The following is a 16,710-nucleotide window of genomic DNA, read 5'->3' on the forward strand; positions in this document are numbered from 1 at the left end:
CCCATGACTTTTGCAAAACGAACATGGACCATCAATAAAAAACAAGGAAAATCAATTTATTGATTTTCGGCTGATAACAACAAAGAAGGAAAAACCACGCTTTTTCCTTCTTTGTCAGCAATATCAGGGCAGCTTTACGCTGCCCTGCGAGGTTATAGCGGGTCTACCTTGAGACAGGAAACCGCATGCTTGAAGCTACCCTCCAGCACCGGGCGGGTTTTCGCACATTCTGGCCCGGCAATCGGGCAACGCGTGCGGAATACGCAGCCTGACGGCGGGTTGATCGGCGATGGCAACTCCCCTTCAAGAAGTTGTATGGTTTTATTTCTTTCCAGATCCGGGTCAGGGATCGGCACCGCTGACATCAATGCTTTCGTGTAAGGATGCAGCGGATTGTGATACACCTCGTCATAGGTGCCCAACTCCACCGCATGGCCCAGATACATCACCAGCACACGGTCAGAAATGTGTTTTACCACCGCCAAATCGTGCGCGATGAAGATCAGGGAAAGCCCCATTTCACGTTGCAGTTTTTGCAGCAGGTTAACCACCTGAGCCTGAATGGACACGTCCAGCGCCGATACCGGTTCGTCACAGATAATCAGTTTTGGTTCAAGAATTAGCGCGCGGGCAATCCCGATACGCTGACACTGGCCGCCTGAGAATTCGTGCGGGTAGCGGTTGATAAGGTTTGGCAGCAAGCCCACTTTCATCATCATCGCTTTTACACGATCACGAACTTCCTGGCGCGGCATTTTCGGGTGATAAGTACGCAGCGGCTCGGCGATAATATCACCGATATTCATACGCGGGTTTAGTGACGCCAGCGGGTCCTGAAAAATCATCTGGATGTCGCTACGCACATCACGCCACTCGTCCTGATTCATCCCCAGCAAATCTTTACCCAGCCAGGCAACGCGGCCTTCGGTCGCTTTAACCAGGCCGATAATGGCCCGGGCAAAAGTTGATTTTCCGCAGCCGGATTCCCCAACTACCCCCAGCGTTTCGCCTTCGTATAAACGCAGCGTTACGCCATCAACCGCTTTCAGGGTTTTCGACGGTTGCCAGAACCACTGTTTGCCATCTTTGATATCAAAATGCACTTTGAGATCGGCGATTTCTAAGAGCACTTTTTTCTCTTCGGTTACTGCGTTCATACTAATTCCTCCACTGGCTTAAAGCAGGCGCGCAAGCGACCTTCACCAAAACGCTCCAGCGGTGGCGCAGTATTACAGATTTCCATTGCGTGTGGACAACGTGGCTGGAACGGGCAGCCTTTCGGCAAACGCAGCAGGTTTGGCGGGTTACCAGGGATGGTCAATAAAGACTCACCTTCAGCGTCCAGACGCGGTACCGCATTCAGCAGGCCGATAGAATATGGGTGCACTGGGTTATAGAACACATCCCGCGCCTGGCCGTATTCCATAGTACGACCGGCATACATCACCAGCACTTTGTCGCAGATCCCGGCAACCACGCCGAGATCGTGGGTGATCATGATAATCGCGGTGTTAAATTCACGTTTCAGCTCGTTTAACAGCGTCATGATTTGCGCCTGCACGGTCACATCCAGCGCGGTTGTGGGTTCATCAGCAATCAGCAGTTTTGGCCGACACAGCAGCGCCATCGCAATCATCACGCGCTGGCGCATCCCGCCGGAAAACTCATGCGGGAACATCCGCATGCGCTTACGCGCTTCCGGCATTTTCACCGCGTCGAGCATGCGAACGGACTCTTCAAATGCTTCTGCCTTACCCAATTTTTTGTGCAGCATCAGCACTTCCATCAGTTGCTCGCCGACGCGCATGTACGGATTCAGCGAGGTCATTGGGTCCTGGAAGATCATCGAAATCTGTTCTGCGCGCAGGCGGTTAAGCTGGCTTTCTGGCAGATTCAGAATCTCTTTGCCATTAAATTTCGCTGAGCCGCCAATGCGACCATTCGCCGCCAGCAAACCCATCAAAGCAAAAGCCGTTTGCGATTTACCGGAACCAGACTCGCCCACAATGCCCAGAGTTTCACCGGCACGCAGGCTGAAATTCAGATCGTTTACCGCAGTAACGTCACCGTCTGGCGTTGCGAAGGTGACGCGCAAATCTTTTACGTCTAACAACGCAGAAGTCGCGTTCAGTGGAGTCACCACCGCAGGATTTTCAATTGTGCTCATCGCGGCACTCCTTAACGATCTTTCGGGTCGAGGGCATCACGCAGGCCATCGCCGATAAAATTAAAACAGAACAGAGTAATAACCAGGAAGCCTGCCGGGAACATCAGCAGCCACGGTGAAACCTCCATGGAGTTTGCCCCATCGCTCAGCAATGCGCCCCAGCTGCTCAACGGCTCTTGCGTACCCAGACCGAGGAAGCTCAGGAAGGATTCGAACAGGATCATGCTCGGCACCAGCAGCGAGGCGTAAACCACCACCACGCCCAGCACGTTTGGCACGATGTGATGCACCACGATATTGGCGGTAGAAACCCCACCGACCTGGGCTGCTTCAATAAACTCTTTACGTTTCAGGCTCAGCGTCTGACCGCGCACGATACGCGCCATATCCAGCCAGGAAACCATGCCGATGGCGACAAAGATCAGCAGGATGTTTTGCCCAAAGAAGGTCACCAGCAAAATCACGAAGAACATAAACGGGAAGGAGTTCAGGATTTCCAGTAAACGCATCATCACGGAGTCGGTTTTACCGCCCAGATAACCCGCCATCGAACCGTATAACGTCCCGACGATCACGGCGACCAGCGCCGCCGCCACGCCCACCATCAGCGAGATACGCCCACCGATTGCGACGCGCACCAGCAGATCGCGTCCTGAGGAGTCAGTACCAAAATAGTGACCAGAGGTCATATCCGGTGCGGCCGACATCATTCCCCAGTCGGTATCAAAATAACTAAACTGCGACAGCATCGGCGCAAAAGTCACGAACAGTGCGATAAATGCCAGCACAATCAGACTCGCAACCGCTGCACGGTTATGCATAAAGCGGCGGCGAGCATCCTGCCAAAGGCTACGGCCTTCTACTTCTAGTTTTTCACTGAAGTTTTCCAGCGCCTCGCTGTTTTTATTACTCAACATCATGGCGTACTCCAGTATCAGTAACGGATTTTCGGATCGATAACGGCGTACAGCACATCAACAATCGCGTTAAACAGAATCGTCAGCGCGCCGACCAGAATGGTCAGGCTCAGCACCAAAGAGTAATCGCGGTTCAGCGCGCCATTAACGAACAGCTGGCCAATACCTGGTAATCCGTAAATGGTTTCAATAACCATTGAACCCGTAATGATACCGACGAAAGCCGGGCCTAAATAAGACAGAACCGGTAACAGTGCAGGTTTCAAGGCGTGGCGCAAAATAATGCGGCGCATTGGCAACCCTTTGGCGCGCGCGGTACGGATAAAGTTGGAGTGCAGGACTTCAATCATCGAGCCGCGAGTAATACGCGCAATACTGGCAATATAGGCCAATGACAAAGCCACCATCGGCAAAATCATGTACTGCGGCGCGCCACCGTTCCACCCGCCTCCGGGCAGCCATTTAAGCGTGATGGCAAATATCAGCACCAGTAACGGGGCGACGACGAAACTGGGGATCACTACCCCGGTCATGGCGACCCCCATGACGGCGTAATCCCATTTGGTATTCTGATTCAGGGCAGCGATAACCCCTGCGAATACGCCTAAGACCACCGCGAAAATAAATGCGGCCGCGCCTAATTTGGCCGAAACAGGGAAGCTGGAAGCCACCAGGTCGTTAACGGAATAATCTTTATATTTAAATGAAGGGCCAAAATCACCGTGCGCCAGCTGTTTCAGATAGCTGAAATACTGGGTGGCGATCGGATCGTTTAAATGATATTTGGCTTCGATGTTTGCCATCACTTCTGGCGGCAAAGCGCGCTCCCCGGTGAAAGGACTGCCCGGCGCAAGACGCATCATAAAGAAGGAGATAGTTATTAGAATAAAGAGTGTCGGAATCGCTTCCAGACAACGACGTAGAATAAATTTCAACATTGCCCGTACCTTCTGGCGTGTGCCTTTAAGTAGTGATGAATAAGACACGCTGGGGCAGATTTGTTAACCAACAAACCTGCCCCACGAATTGCCATTAATGTTTGATGATGTACATATCTTTGGTGTGGATATTATCCATCGGATCTTTACCGGTGTAGCCACCCACCCAAGGTTTCACCAAACGGGCATTCACATAGTAATAAACGGGCACGATCGCCGAGTCTTTATCCAGCTGCTGCTCCGCTTTGTCATACAGCGCAGTACGTTGCGCTTCGTTAGTCACCTTCAGCGTGTCGGCAATAATCTTGTCAAACGCTTCGCTCTTATAGTGCGCGGTGTTGTTCGAGCTGTCAGACAACATGGTGTTCAGGAAAGAAGTCGGTTCGTTGTAATCTGCACACCAGCCGGCACGCGCGACGTCGAAGGTTCCCTGATGGCGAGTATCGAGGAAGGTTTTCCACTCCTGGTTTTCCAGCTTCACCGTCACGCCGAGGTTTTTCTGCCAGATAGAAGAAACGGCGATAGCCAGCTTCTTATGCAGATCGGAGGTGTTGTACAGCAGGTTGAAGGTCAGCGGCTTATCTTTGCTAAAGCCCGCTTCGGCCAGCAATTTTTTCGCTTCTTCATTACGTTTTTCTTGTGTCCAGCCAAACCATTCTGGCTGGGTCAGTTTTGCACCGTCAGTGTAAGGAGGGGTATAGCCATAAGCAGGCAGGTCGCCCTGGTTTTTCACTTTATTGACGATGATGTCACGATCCAGCCCCAGTTTCAGCGCGGTACGGACGCGAGGATCGTTGAAAGGTGGTTTTTGGTTATTGATTTCGTAGTAGTAAGTACACAGATAGGGATCGACGTGAACTTCCTGCGGAATTTCTTTTTTCAGTTTCTGGAACAGTTCAATCGGCATGTTGTTGTAGGTCATGTCGATTTCGCCGCTGCGGTAGCGGTTCACATCCGTCACTTCAGAAGAGATGGGCAGATAGGTGACTTCATTAATAACCGTTTTGCCGTTATTCCAGTAGTTCGTATTACGCTCCAGAACGATACGTTCGTTAACTACCCAGGTTTTTAATTTGAATGCGCCGTTAGAGACGATATTGGCTGGCTGAGTCCATTTATCCGCGAATTTTTCAATCACGGCTTTGGGGACTGGAGACATGGAAGAGTGAACCAGCAGCTTATAGAAATAAGGAACCGGTTCGGTTAACGTCACTTCCAGAGTATGGTCGTCAATCGCTTTTACCCCCAGTTCTTCAGGCTTCTTCTTACCATTAATGATGTCATCGATATTAGCGATGTGGCCGTATTGCAAATAGCTTTCATAAGGCGAGGCGGTATTAGGATCGGCCAGACGCTGCCAGCTGTAGACGAAATCTTGTGCGGTAACCGGATCGCCGTTGGACCATTTGGCATCTTTACGCAGATGGAAGGTCCAGACTTTAAAGTCTTTGTTTTCCCATTTTTCGGCAACGCCTGCGGCCGGATGACCGGCTAAATCAGTCACCAACAGACCTTCAAACAGATCGCGGTTAATGTTGGACTCAGGAACGCCTTCGATTTTATGCGGGTCCAGGGACTGAACTTCAGAACCGTTGTTACGCACCAGGGTTTGCTTTTCCGCGAGCTGAACACCTGCCGGAACTTCGGCCGCCGTGGCCATATTTCCTGCGATTAGCGCGGTCAAAATGCTTGCTGCGATCAGACTTTTTTTTGTGATGTTGGACATTGTGTTGATACTCCACTCATTATAATTACCGACCCGAAAGCCAGCCTCTTCCCCTCCTGGGGGCCCTTAACAGCGCAAGAGCGTTATGCGCTGCCAGGTTGTTTTTTGCGTTATTTACTATCACCGACTTTATGAAGGGGCGCTCTTATTGGCGCCTGCCGCGTCGATGGTTAATCAACCTGCCCTGTTTTCAGGTTGATATTAATTAGTCGTCTGTAAATGAAACATTTTTCAGTTAATTGTGTTGTCCGGAAAGTATCAAAACCCCGTTACTCCCGCCAATACAATTTGCAAATTTGTTAACCATTTCTCTTTTATCAAACTATCAGCTGGCTGGGAGCGCGACAGCAACAGTATGGGTAATTGAGGTAACCTTTTAAAAATAAAAGTAATAATAATTTTTTTCGTGGTGGTTTGCGCTGCGGTTAACGCACACAGCCTTCATTTCACATAAAATTAACAATTGACTGTTTTTTAGCACATTCATCTACTCTAGCGCTTGATTAACTAATAACATCTCAATAAAGGCGCGGCAAGTACCATTGTGTAGTGTGAAAGAAATAACGATGCAAGGGGGAATTTCATCGACAAAGAAAGAAAATGCATCCTGCTAATGCCCGGTTTGCAAAGCATTTTCTTATGCGTGATTTAAAAAAACCATGTGGGAACCTGTTTAACAGGTTAGCTTTGGTGGGAAGTTAACAACAAAAAAGCAGAATCGTTATTCTGCTTTTTCACCGTTCATATTCAGCACAATTAACTTAACAGCCCGGGGAAAATACTTTTCATGCCGGTGACGATAAACTCAATCCCTAAAGCCATCAACAGCAGGCCCATGATACGGGTAATGACGTTAATCCCCGTCTGCCCCAGCAGGCGCACTAGCCACGGCGCCAGGCGGAAAACCAGCCAGCAGCAGAACGCAAACAGCGCGATTGCCACCGTAAAACCGATTAAATAATTCCAGCTATGATAACGCGTGCCCCAGACGATAGTAGAGCTAATGGCGCCGGGGCCCGCCATTAATGGTAGCGCCAGCGGCACAACGCCCACGCTTTCACGGATTGCGCTTTCCGATTTTTCTTGTTTGTTCTGTTTATCTTCCCCCAGTTTACCGCTGATCATCGACATGGCGATGGTGACCACCAGAATACCGCCGGCAATCCGGAAGGAGTCGATTGAGATACCGAAGAGTTGAAGAATGCCGTCACCGAGGAATAAAGAAGTCCATAAAATGATCGCCACTGACAGATTTGCGGTAAGGTTGGTTTTATTGCGCGCGACCGCAGTTTGGTAGCTGGTCATGCTGATAAAGACAGGAATGATCCCCACCGGGTTTACCAGGGCGAACAGGCCAATAAAAAACTTAAAATAGGTCGGCAAATCGAACAAGGATTGAGCCACTCAAATCTCCGCAAATAAACGTAGCAAAGGCCGCCGTAATGTAATGGAAAACTGATGCTGGCGCCATGCCCTTTCGTAGCACAGATAACTACTTTTATAAGCAATTGCGATACCAATCGATATTGTTACTCGCTTGTTGAAAGTATGGTAATTTGTTTCATCTTTGCTGTGACTAAAACTTTAAAGAGTTAATGCTTGCCTGAATCCATCATGCTGAATGGTGTCAGCCTTAAAATTATGTGATACAAATCACGAAAAACCTACTCAGAAGTGAGTACTCTTGCCTGCATCTGAAGGACGAAGTGCAGACCATGAACCGGTTTTTAGATAAGGCTTTTTTAGTAAATCAGTAAGATGCTTTGGGAAGTTTTTGGCTAGTCGCGGCCCGTCTGTTACGCAAGCTGTTGCCCGCTGACTATACTTTCGTCTCGCGCAGCTCATTTACTAAAAAAGTTTAACATTATCAGGAGAGCATTATGGCTGTAACTAATGTCGCTGAACTTAACGCACTTGTAGAGCGCGTCAAGAAAGCCCAGCGTGAATATGCCAACTTTACTCAAGAGCAAGTTGATAAAATCTTCCGTGCCGCCGCTCTGGCAGCTGCCGATGCTCGAATCCCTCTCGCGAAACTGGCCGTTGCCGAATCAGGCATGGGTATTGTTGAAGATAAAGTGATCAAAAACCACTTTGCTTCAGAATATATCTACAACGCCTATAAAGATGAAAAGACCTGCGGTGTTCTGGACGAAGACCAGACCTTCGGGACTATCACTATCGCTGAGCCAATCGGTATCATCTGCGGTATCGTGCCAACGACTAACCCAACTTCCACGGCTATCTTTAAGTCTCTGATCAGCCTGAAGACGCGTAACGCGATTATCTTCTCTCCACACCCGCGTGCTAAAGATGCGACTAACAAAGCCGCAGACATCGTTCTGCAAGCTGCAATCGCTGCTGGCGCACCAAAAGATCTGATCGGTTGGATTGACCAGCCTTCTGTCGAACTGTCTAACGCGCTGATGCACCACCCGGATATCAACATGATTCTGGCGACTGGTGGTCCAGGCATGGTTAAAGCTGCATACAGCTCCGGTAAACCAGCAATCGGCGTAGGCGCAGGTAACACTCCAGTTGTTGTTGACGAAACTGCCGACATCAAACGCGTTGTGGCTTCGATCCTGATGTCTAAAACCTTCGATAACGGCGTAATCTGTGCTTCCGAGCAGTCAGTCATCGTTGTTGACTCTGCATACGATGCAGTGCGTGCACGTTTTGCATCCCACGGCGGCTACATGCTGCAGGGCAAAGAGCTGGAAGCTGTTCAGAACATCATCCTGAAAAACGGCGCGCTGAATGCGGCAATCGTGGGTCAGCCAGCGACCAAAATTGCTGAACTGGCAGGCTTCACCGTTCCGGCTGACACCAAGATTCTGATTGGTGAAGTGAGCGTTGTTGACGAATCTGAGCCATTTGCGCACGAAAAACTGTCCCCTACTCTGGCGATGTACCGCGCGACGAGCTTTGAGGATGCGGTGCTGAAAGCGGAAAAACTGGTTGAGATGGGCGGCATCGGCCACACTTCTTGCCTGTATACCGACCAGGACAACCAGCCAGAGCGCGTTAAGCACTTCGGCGACAAAATGAAAACCGCACGTATTCTGATCAACACCCCGGCTTCTCAGGGTGGTATCGGTGACCTGTACAACTTTAAACTCGCGCCTTCCCTGACTCTGGGTTGTGGTTCATGGGGTGGTAACTCCATCTCTGAGAACGTGGGTCCTAAGCACCTGATCAACAAGAAAACCGTTGCTAAGCGAGCTGAGAACATGTTGTGGCATAAACTTCCGAAATCTATCTACTTCCGCCGTGGCTCACTGCCAATCGCGCTGGACGAAGTGATTACTGATGGTCACAAACGTGCGATGATCGTGACTGACCGCTTCCTGTTCAACAACGGCTATGCAGACCAGATCACTTCGGTGCTGAAAGCGGCGGGCGTTGAGACTGAAGTCTTCTTCGAAGTCGAAGCCGACCCAACGCTGTCCGTGGTACGTAAAGGCGCAGAGCTGGCTAACTCCTTCAAACCAGACGTGATCATCGCGCTGGGCGGCGGCTCCCCGATGGATGCGGCTAAAATCATGTGGGTGATGTACGAGCACCCGGAAACCCACTTCGAAGAGCTGGCGCTGCGCTTTATGGACATCCGTAAGCGTATCTACAAGTTCCCGAAAATGGGTGTAAAAGCGAAAATGATCGCGGTAACCACTACTTCCGGTACCGGTTCAGAAGTGACGCCGTTTGCGGTGGTAACTGATGATGCAACAGGTCAGAAATACCCGCTGGCTGACTACGCTCTGACTCCGGATATGGCGATTGTTGATGCCAACCTGGTGATGGATATGCCTAAGTCCCTGTGTGCATTTGGTGGTCTGGATGCCGTGACTCACGCGCTGGAAGCTTACGTATCCGTGCTGGCAAGCGAGTTCTCTGACGGTCAGGCTCTGCAGGCGCTGAAACTGCTGAAAGAAAACCTGCCGGCCTCTTACAACGAAGGCGCTAAAAACCCAGTGGCTCGTGAGCGTGTACACAACGCTGCGACCATCGCGGGTATCGCGTTTGCCAACGCCTTCCTGGGCGTGTGCCACTCAATGGCTCACAAACTGGGTTCACAGTTCCACATTCCTCACGGTCTGGCGAACGCCCTGTTGATTTCCAACGTTATCCGCTACAACGCCAATGACAACCCAACCAAGCAGACTGCTTTCAGCCAGTATGACCGTCCACAGGCGCGTCGTCGTTATGCTGAAATCGCAGACCATCTGGGTCTGAGCGCACCGGGCGACCGTACTGCTGCGAAGATTGAGAAACTGCTGGCATGGCTGGATTCTATCAAGGCTGAACTGGGTATTCCTAAGTCCATCCGCGAAGCTGGCGTGCAGGAAGCTGACTTCCTGGCTCACGTTGATAAGCTGTCTGAAGATGCATTCGATGACCAGTGTACCGGTGCTAACCCGCGTTACCCGCTGATCTCCGAACTGAAGCAAATTCTGATGGATACCTACTACGGTCGTGAGTTCTCTGAAGGTAGCGAAGCAGTAGCTAAAGAAGCGGCCCCAGCCGTTAAAGCTGACAAGAAAGCGAAGAAAACCGCTTAATTATCAAGCCTGATAAAAAACCCGCTCCGGCGGGTTTTTTTGTCTCTGTCATTGTGAAAAAGCGATATGAAGCCTGTGGCGACGAGAAGAGGGAAAACCAGACCTTCCCTCTTCCGATGATTTTTATGCGCCCTGAATGCCCTGCAGAGAGCCTTTTTGTAACGCTTCCTTGTAATGCTTACGGCAAACTGACACATAGCGCTCGTTACCGCCAATCACCACCTGCTCTCCCTGATTATACGGGCGACCCTCATGGTCGAGACGCAATACCATGCTCGCTTTGCGGCCGCAGAAACAGATGGTTTTTAATTCCACCAGCTTATCGGACCATGCCAGTAAATATTGGCTACCGCCGAACAACTCGCCCTGAAAATCGGTCCGCAAGCCGTAGCATAATACCGGAATATCTAATTCATCCACCACGTCTGATAACGCCAGCACCTGCTCACGGGTCAGAAACTGGCATTCGTCCACCAGAACACAATGTACGGCATTACGCTGATGCTCATCGCGTATTTCACTGAATAATGGCGTGGCGTCATTGTAGAGCCTGGCAGGCGACGACAACCCAATACGTGAACTCACCTTTCCGGAGCCAAATCGATTGTCAATTTCTGCGGTATACACCAGCGTGCGCATTCCGCGCTCCTGATAGTTGTACGAAGATTGCAGCAATGCAGTAGATTTACCCGCGTTCATTGCGGAATAGTAAAAGTAGAGTTGTGCCATTGGTCAGCTAGCCTGAGTAAAAATGTAAATATTATTAACACCGATTATACCATAAGCCGTTACGGAGTTAGCGTTACCTTATGGCTTCAGGAAGAATTATCGGATGGTTGCTTTGTTATATAAATCAGCCGACAAATCGGCGGTAAATCTCAGCGCTTTGCAGCCCATCAGGCTGCCCTTAACCTGCAGAGTTTTCAGCGTTTTCAAAGCTATTTAGCGCCAGCTTTTGAATTGCTATTAATAATAATCTATTAAGAATATCCACGGCGACAGGCAATAACGCCAGAGGTTGATATTTCACCATTGCTGCGCTTATCTCTCAATTTACTCCTACAACACCCTGAAACTCTCAGGGGTGTTGTAGGAAAAGTGAGATTTCGGCGTTTTTTTCATCCTGGCGGGCCGCCAAAATTTAAGTTAATACGCATTTATAAATCGACAAAATATTATGGAATTTTGACTTCCTTACATTCATCCCTATTGCAGAACTTAATTTAAGCCTCTATTATTAGCCCAACAAGCCAACCATCAATATAAGATTGAGATTACTACAATGAGCGAAGCACTTAAAATTCTGAACAATATCCGTACTCTTCGTGCACAGGCCAGAGAATGTACCCTGGAAACGCTGGAAGAAATGCTGGAAAAATTAGAAGTGGTTGTTAACGAACGCCGTGAAGAAGATAATGCTGCTGCGGCAGAAATTGAAGAGCGCACGCGTAAACTGCAACAATACCGTGAAATGCTGATTGCTGACGGTATCGATCCTAACGAATTACTCAATAGCATGGCCGCGGTTAAAACTGCAGGCAAAGCAAAACGCGCTGCGCGCCCGGCTAAATATCAGTACATCGATGAAAACGGCGAAAGCAAAACCTGGACTGGCCAGGGCCGTACTCCAGCCGTGATCAAAAAAGCAATGGAAGAGCAAGGTAAAAAACTGGAAGACTTCCTGATTGCCTGATTGTTGCTTTGAGTGCTGCTTATTAAATCCCGCTGCGGCGGGATTTTTGTTTGGCGTGCATGATTAACCTGAAAGTCATCCCCAAAATAGCAGCCACAAAAAAGGAAGCCAGGCTTCCTTTTAGATTGCTGACAAAGAAGGAAAAAGCGTGGTGTTTCCTTCTTTATGGCGAATAGATATCAGCTGACTTTATAGAACGCTTTATACCAGTCGACAAAGCGCTGCACGCCATCGCGCACGGAAGTCTGCGGCCTGAAGCCAATCACCTCGTACAGCGCCTGCGTATCCGCACTGGTTTCCAGCACGTCGCCCGGCTGCATTGGCAGCATATTCTTGTGCGCAACTTTACCCAAAGAGGTTTCCAGCGCCGTAATATAATCCATCAGCGTAACCGGACTGCTATTGCCAATATTATATACCCGGTAAGGTGCAGAACTGGTCGCAGGCGAACCTTGTTCTACTGTCCACCCGGCATCGTCCTGTGGAATGACATCCTGCAAGCGGACAATCGCTTCGGCAATATCATCGATATAAGTAAAATCACGACGCATTTGGCCGTGGTTGTAAACATCAATACTCTTCCCTGCGACAATTGACCGGGTAAATTTAAATAATGCCATATCCGGGCGCCCCCATGGACCATAAACGGTGAAGAAACGCAGGCCCGTGGTCGGTAATTTATATAAATGCGAGTAGGTGTGCGACATCAACTCGTTGGCTTTTTTAGTGGCCGCATATAAGGAAATCGGATGGTCGACACTGTCTTCAGTGGCGAAGGGCAGTTTACGGTTCAGGCCGTATACCGAACTGGATGAGGCATATAACAGATGCCCGACTTTATTATGGCGGCACCCTTCCAGAACATTTAAATGCCCGACCAGATTTGAGTCGGCATAAGCATGGGGGTTATCGATGGAATAACGTACACCCGCTTGCGCTGCCAGATGAATTACGCGATCGAACTGCTCAGCGGCAAATAATGCAGCCATCCCATGACGATCGGCAAGGTCGATTTTATCGAAGCGAAATGAAGCATAGGGAGTCAGGAGCGCGAGACGAGCCTGCTTGAGATTGACATCATAATAGTCGTTCAGGTTATCGATACCGATAACCTGGTGACCGGCTGCCAGCAGACGTTCGCTAACGTGGAATCCAATAAAGCCTGCTGCGCCGGTAACCAGAAATTTCATACTAACCTCATTTATTACGCAATATTAATGGACGCTCCGCGGCCAATGGCATAATAAACAAAACCGCGTTTGCTGAGTCTCTCCGGATCATACAGGTTACGGCCATCAAAGATAACTGGTTGCTTGAGTGATTTCTTGATAGCGTCGAAATCCGGGGCCCGGAAACTCTGCCACTCCGTACAAATAACCAGTGCGTCTGCGTCTTGCAAGGCCGCTTCTTTCGTCCCCATCAGCTTCAGGTCGGAACGATGTCCGTAAATGCGCTGGGTTTCGTCCATGGCTTCCGGGTCGTACGCCTGCACCTGAGCGCCACGTTCCCACAGCGCTTCCATCAGCACACGGCTGGAGGCCTCACGCATATCGTCAGTATTAGGTTTGAAAGACAGCCCCCACAGCGCGAAGGTTTTACCTTGCAGATCTTCACCAAAGTGACGAGAAATAAACTCAGGTAGTTTTAGCTTCTGGTCGTGGTTCACCTCTTCTACCGCCTGCAGAATACGCGGCGTGTAGCCAATCTGCTGGGCGGTGCGAATCAGCGCCTGCACGTCTTTCGGGAAGCAGGAACCGCCATAGCCGCAGCCGGGATAGATAAAGCTGTAGCCAATGCGCGAGTCTGAACCAATACCCATACGCACTTTTTCAATATCCGCTCCCAGCCGCTCAGCCAGGTTAGAAATCTCATTCATAAAGCTGATTTTGGTCGCCAGCATGCAGTTCGCGGCATACTTGGTCAGCTCGGCGCTGCGGATATCCATCAGGATCATGCGGTCGTGGTTGCGGTTGAACGGTTCATACAGTTCACGCAGTAAATCAACCACGTCTTCATTATCAGTACCGACCACGATGCGTTCCGGGCGCATACAGTCGGAAACCGCGGCGCCTTCTTTCAGAAACTCCGGGTTAGATACCACGTCAAAAGAAACCTCAACGCCGCGAGCCTTCAGCGTGTCTTCCATTACGCTACGCACTTTATCGGCGGTGCCAACCGGAACCGTTGATTTATCGAGCACCACTTTATGAGAAGTCATGTGCTGCGCGATGGTTCGTGCCACCGCGGTAACATATTTCAGGTCAGCGGAACCATCTTCATCCGGTGGCGTCCCCACGGCAATAAATTGCATTTCACCATGATGGACGCCCATTTCAGCATCGGTGCTGAAATGCAGGCGGCCCTCTTCATAATTTTTCTTCACCAGCGGCGTTAAGCCCGGCTCAAAAATAGGGATCACGCCGTTTTTCAGATTCTCGACTTTCTGCGCATCGACATCGATGCACATCACATCGTGTCCGACTTCCGCAAGCACGGCCGCCTGGACAAGCCCCACATAGCCGATACCAAATACAGTAACTTTCATCTGTCTATCCTGCGTTGAAATGCATTACTTTTTCGCGCCAACCGTCTCTTCAAGCCATGCTTTAAACTCTGCACCCAGAGTGTTGTGACGAATACCGTATTCCACAAACGCCTGCATATAGCCGAGTTTGTTACCGCAGTCGTGGCTCACGCCTTTCATGTGATAGGCTTCCACCGTCTGTTTTTCCATCAGCATCGCGATGGAATCGGTCAGCTGAATTTCATCGCCCGCGCCCGGAGGCGTTTTCGACAGCAGCGGCCAGATATCTGCGGTCAGGACATAACGGCCGACAACCGCCAGGTTGGAAGGGGCGACGTTGGCTTTCGGCTTCTCAACGATGCCAACCATCGGCACGCTGTCGCCCGCGTTCAGCTCAACGCCTTTGCAGTCAACCACACCGTAAGCCGTCACGTCTTCTACCGGTTCAACCATAATCTGGCTGTGGCCTGTGGCGTCAAAACGCTTGATCATTTCGGCCAGGTTGTCCTGAGACAAATCAGACTCGAACTCATCGAGAATAACGTCCGGCAGAATAACCGCCACTGGCTCGTCACCCACCACCGGATGGGCGCACAGCACCGCATGGCCCAGGCCTTTTGCCAGCCCCTGACGGACCTGCATGATGGTGACATGCGGAGGGCAGATAGCCTGAACTTCTTCCAGCAGCTGGCGCTTAACGCGTTTTTCCAGCATCGCTTCCAGTTCAAAACTGGTATCGAAATGGTTTTCGATGGAGTTTTTCGAAGAGTGCGTTACCAGCACAATTTCAGTAATGCCTGCGGCAATACATTCATTAACCACATACTGGATTAACGGCTTATCAACCAAAGGCAGCATCTCTTTTGGAATAGCCTTGGTAGCCGGTAACATACGCGTGCCCAATCCCGCGACGGGGATTACTGCTTTTCTTACTTTAGAATTAATGGCAGCCATTGAAAAATCTCCTGGACTGTTCAAGTTTTCACTTGCAAGTCAATTAAAAAACGCCTCGAGTATATCAGCTTAAAAATGGAATCTACGGCTGTTTACCCGTTGCGCTGGTAATTTAAGATAAATACGAATGCGTTAGTTGCGATATTACCACTCGGCAACACAGGGGAGAAAACCTAAATGTTTTCAAGCATCCAGATGCTCATTCCGCAGTCAACATCAGGCGTAATCGCCCGCCAGTACCCCACACCTGGCACTGCCAGGAGTCACAGCGCTGGCTAATTTGATTGAGATAGGTATTGCCCAGCGTGCCTAATGGCACCCCATTGCTGACCTGAATTTGATGCTCGCCGGTATTTAAGGTGGCATTGAGCCCTGCCGACACCAGAATGAGATTTTTAAGCTCGCTATGATAATAGCCCACCATCAGCGGAAATTGGCCGCTGAGATTAGCCTGGCGTAATAGCTGATTGACCTGCCTGAGCAAATTTCCCAGCTCAGGCAAACGCTGGTGCTGCCGGGAAAGCTGTTCCTGCAGCAGGCCATTAAATAGCGCGCGTAATAATAAGGCGGCCAATACGCCATTATCTCCGGCACGGGTAACGTCAAGGCAATAAAACGCCAGATCATTTTCCGATAGCGGTGCAATATCCAGCACCAGCCCTGGCTGATTGAGCGTAATTAACTGACGGTAATTAATGCGACAGTGCGACATCACCTGTTGCACCGGAGGCTGCAGCTCCTGCAGTAATTTTGCCGCGGCCTGTGGGTCGCTGGCTAACGCATCCCAGTCCTGAAACAAACGCTCTTCTTCTTCCACCCGCGAATTAAACATATTGGGATAGAGGCAGGCAAAAACGGTTTCACGCAGGCGGTTAAGGTCTTTAATCGGTTTAAGCAGCACATCCTGCACGCCAAAGCGCAGCGCTTTGGCAATATCTGACATATTTTCGGTAGCGGAAATAACCAGAATTGGCGTCTGAATACCTTCATTGCGCAGCTGTTCCACCAGCATCAGCCCGTTCATACGCGGCATCGCCAGGTCGCAAATCAACAGGTCGGGAGCAAAATCGTCCATTTTTTCCAGCGCATCGATGCCATCTGCCGCAACGGCAATCCTCGCCCCTAAAGAAGAGAGATAATTATCCAGTAAGGCGCGGAAAACGGGCTCGTCCTCAACGATGAGGATCTGTTTTCCAACGAGTGGCTGTGTCATGTGCGCTCTCCTGACTGGC

General features: G+C 50.2%; 13 protein-coding genes. 2 read left to right on the top strand and 11 right to left on the bottom strand.

What is annotated here, in order from left to right:
- Positions 1-152: 152 nt before the first annotated feature.
- From oppF to EHN07_RS10155, 6 genes are all read right to left on the bottom strand, one after another.
- The gene (oppF, locus tag EHN07_RS10130; RefSeq protein WP_064554010.1) at positions 153-1,157 is read right to left on the bottom strand and encodes a murein tripeptide/oligopeptide ABC transporter ATP-binding protein OppF; all 1,005 of its coding nucleotides are present in this window, start codon (positions 1,155-1,157) and stop codon (positions 153-155) included.
- Positions 1,154-2,167, bottom strand: a complete 1,014-nt coding sequence (oppD, locus tag EHN07_RS10135) for an ABC transporter ATP-binding protein (RefSeq protein ID WP_124024031.1) — start codon at positions 2,165-2,167, stop codon at positions 1,154-1,156. Before oppD ends, oppF begins: the two co-directional genes overlap by 4 nt.
- A gap of 11 nt (positions 2,168-2,178) precedes the next feature.
- Complete coding sequence (gene oppC, locus EHN07_RS10140) at positions 2,179-3,087, bottom strand: oligopeptide ABC transporter permease OppC (RefSeq protein ID WP_124024032.1); 909 nt, start codon at positions 3,085-3,087, stop codon at positions 2,179-2,181.
- Positions 3,088-3,101: 14 nt separating this feature from the next.
- Positions 3,102-4,022: an oligopeptide ABC transporter permease OppB gene (gene oppB / locus EHN07_RS10145; protein WP_124024033.1), complete on the bottom strand. Its 921-nt coding sequence runs from the start codon at positions 4,020-4,022 to the stop codon at positions 3,102-3,104.
- Positions 4,023-4,116: 94 nt separating this feature from the next.
- On the bottom strand, positions 4,117-5,748 hold the full coding sequence (gene oppA / locus EHN07_RS10150) for an oligopeptide ABC transporter substrate-binding protein OppA (RefSeq protein ID WP_124024034.1): 1,632 nt from the start codon (positions 5,746-5,748) through the stop codon (positions 4,117-4,119).
- A gap of 756 nt (positions 5,749-6,504) precedes the next feature.
- Positions 6,505-7,152 carry a YchE family NAAT transporter gene (locus EHN07_RS10155; protein ID WP_124024035.1) on the bottom strand — a complete coding sequence of 216 codons (648 nt, stop codon included), beginning with the start codon at positions 7,150-7,152 and terminating at the stop codon, positions 6,505-6,507.
- 476 nt (positions 7,153-7,628) lie between these two features.
- Here EHN07_RS10155 and adhE point away from each other — a divergent pair, with 476 nt between their 5' ends.
- Positions 7,629-10,307: a bifunctional acetaldehyde-CoA/alcohol dehydrogenase gene (adhE, locus tag EHN07_RS10160; RefSeq protein ID WP_124024036.1), complete on the top strand. Its 2,679-nt coding sequence runs from the start codon at positions 7,629-7,631 to the stop codon at positions 10,305-10,307.
- Positions 10,308-10,430: 123 nt separating this feature from the next.
- On the opposite strand, the gene tdk is transcribed toward adhE, so the two are convergent.
- A complete protein-coding gene (gene tdk / locus EHN07_RS10165) occupies positions 10,431-11,036 on the bottom strand; it encodes a thymidine kinase (protein WP_124024037.1) in 606 nt (201 codons plus the stop codon).
- A 553-nt stretch (positions 11,037-11,589) separates the two neighbouring features.
- Here tdk and hns point away from each other — a divergent pair.
- Positions 11,590-12,000, top strand: a complete 411-nt coding sequence (gene hns, locus EHN07_RS10170; protein WP_034455843.1) for a histone-like nucleoid-structuring protein H-NS — start codon at positions 11,590-11,592, stop codon at positions 11,998-12,000.
- A 179-nt stretch (positions 12,001-12,179) separates the two neighbouring features.
- Here the strand turns inward: hns and EHN07_RS10175 are convergent, their stop codons facing one another.
- From EHN07_RS10175 to rssB, 4 genes are all read right to left on the bottom strand, one after another.
- Positions 12,180-13,190: an NAD-dependent epimerase gene (locus tag EHN07_RS10175; RefSeq protein WP_124024038.1), complete on the bottom strand. Its 1,011-nt coding sequence runs from the start codon at positions 13,188-13,190 to the stop codon at positions 12,180-12,182.
- Positions 13,191-13,204: 14 nt separating this feature from the next.
- The gene (locus EHN07_RS10180) at positions 13,205-14,545 is read right to left on the bottom strand and encodes a UDP-glucose dehydrogenase family protein (protein ID WP_124024039.1); all 1,341 of its coding nucleotides are present in this window, start codon (positions 14,543-14,545) and stop codon (positions 13,205-13,207) included.
- 24 nt (positions 14,546-14,569) lie between these two features.
- Positions 14,570-15,478 carry a UTP--glucose-1-phosphate uridylyltransferase GalU gene (gene galU / locus EHN07_RS10185; RefSeq protein WP_124024040.1) on the bottom strand — a complete coding sequence of 303 codons (909 nt, stop codon included), beginning with the start codon at positions 15,476-15,478 and terminating at the stop codon, positions 14,570-14,572.
- A gap of 199 nt (positions 15,479-15,677) precedes the next feature.
- Positions 15,678-16,691, bottom strand: a complete 1,014-nt coding sequence (gene rssB / locus EHN07_RS10190) for a two-component system response regulator RssB (RefSeq protein WP_124024041.1) — start codon at positions 16,689-16,691, stop codon at positions 15,678-15,680.
- Between the last annotated feature and the right edge of the window lie 19 nt (positions 16,692-16,710).

The organism is Buttiauxella warmboldiae (assembly GCF_003818135.1).
Lineage (GTDB): Bacteria > Pseudomonadota > Gammaproteobacteria > Enterobacterales > Enterobacteriaceae > Buttiauxella > Buttiauxella warmboldiae.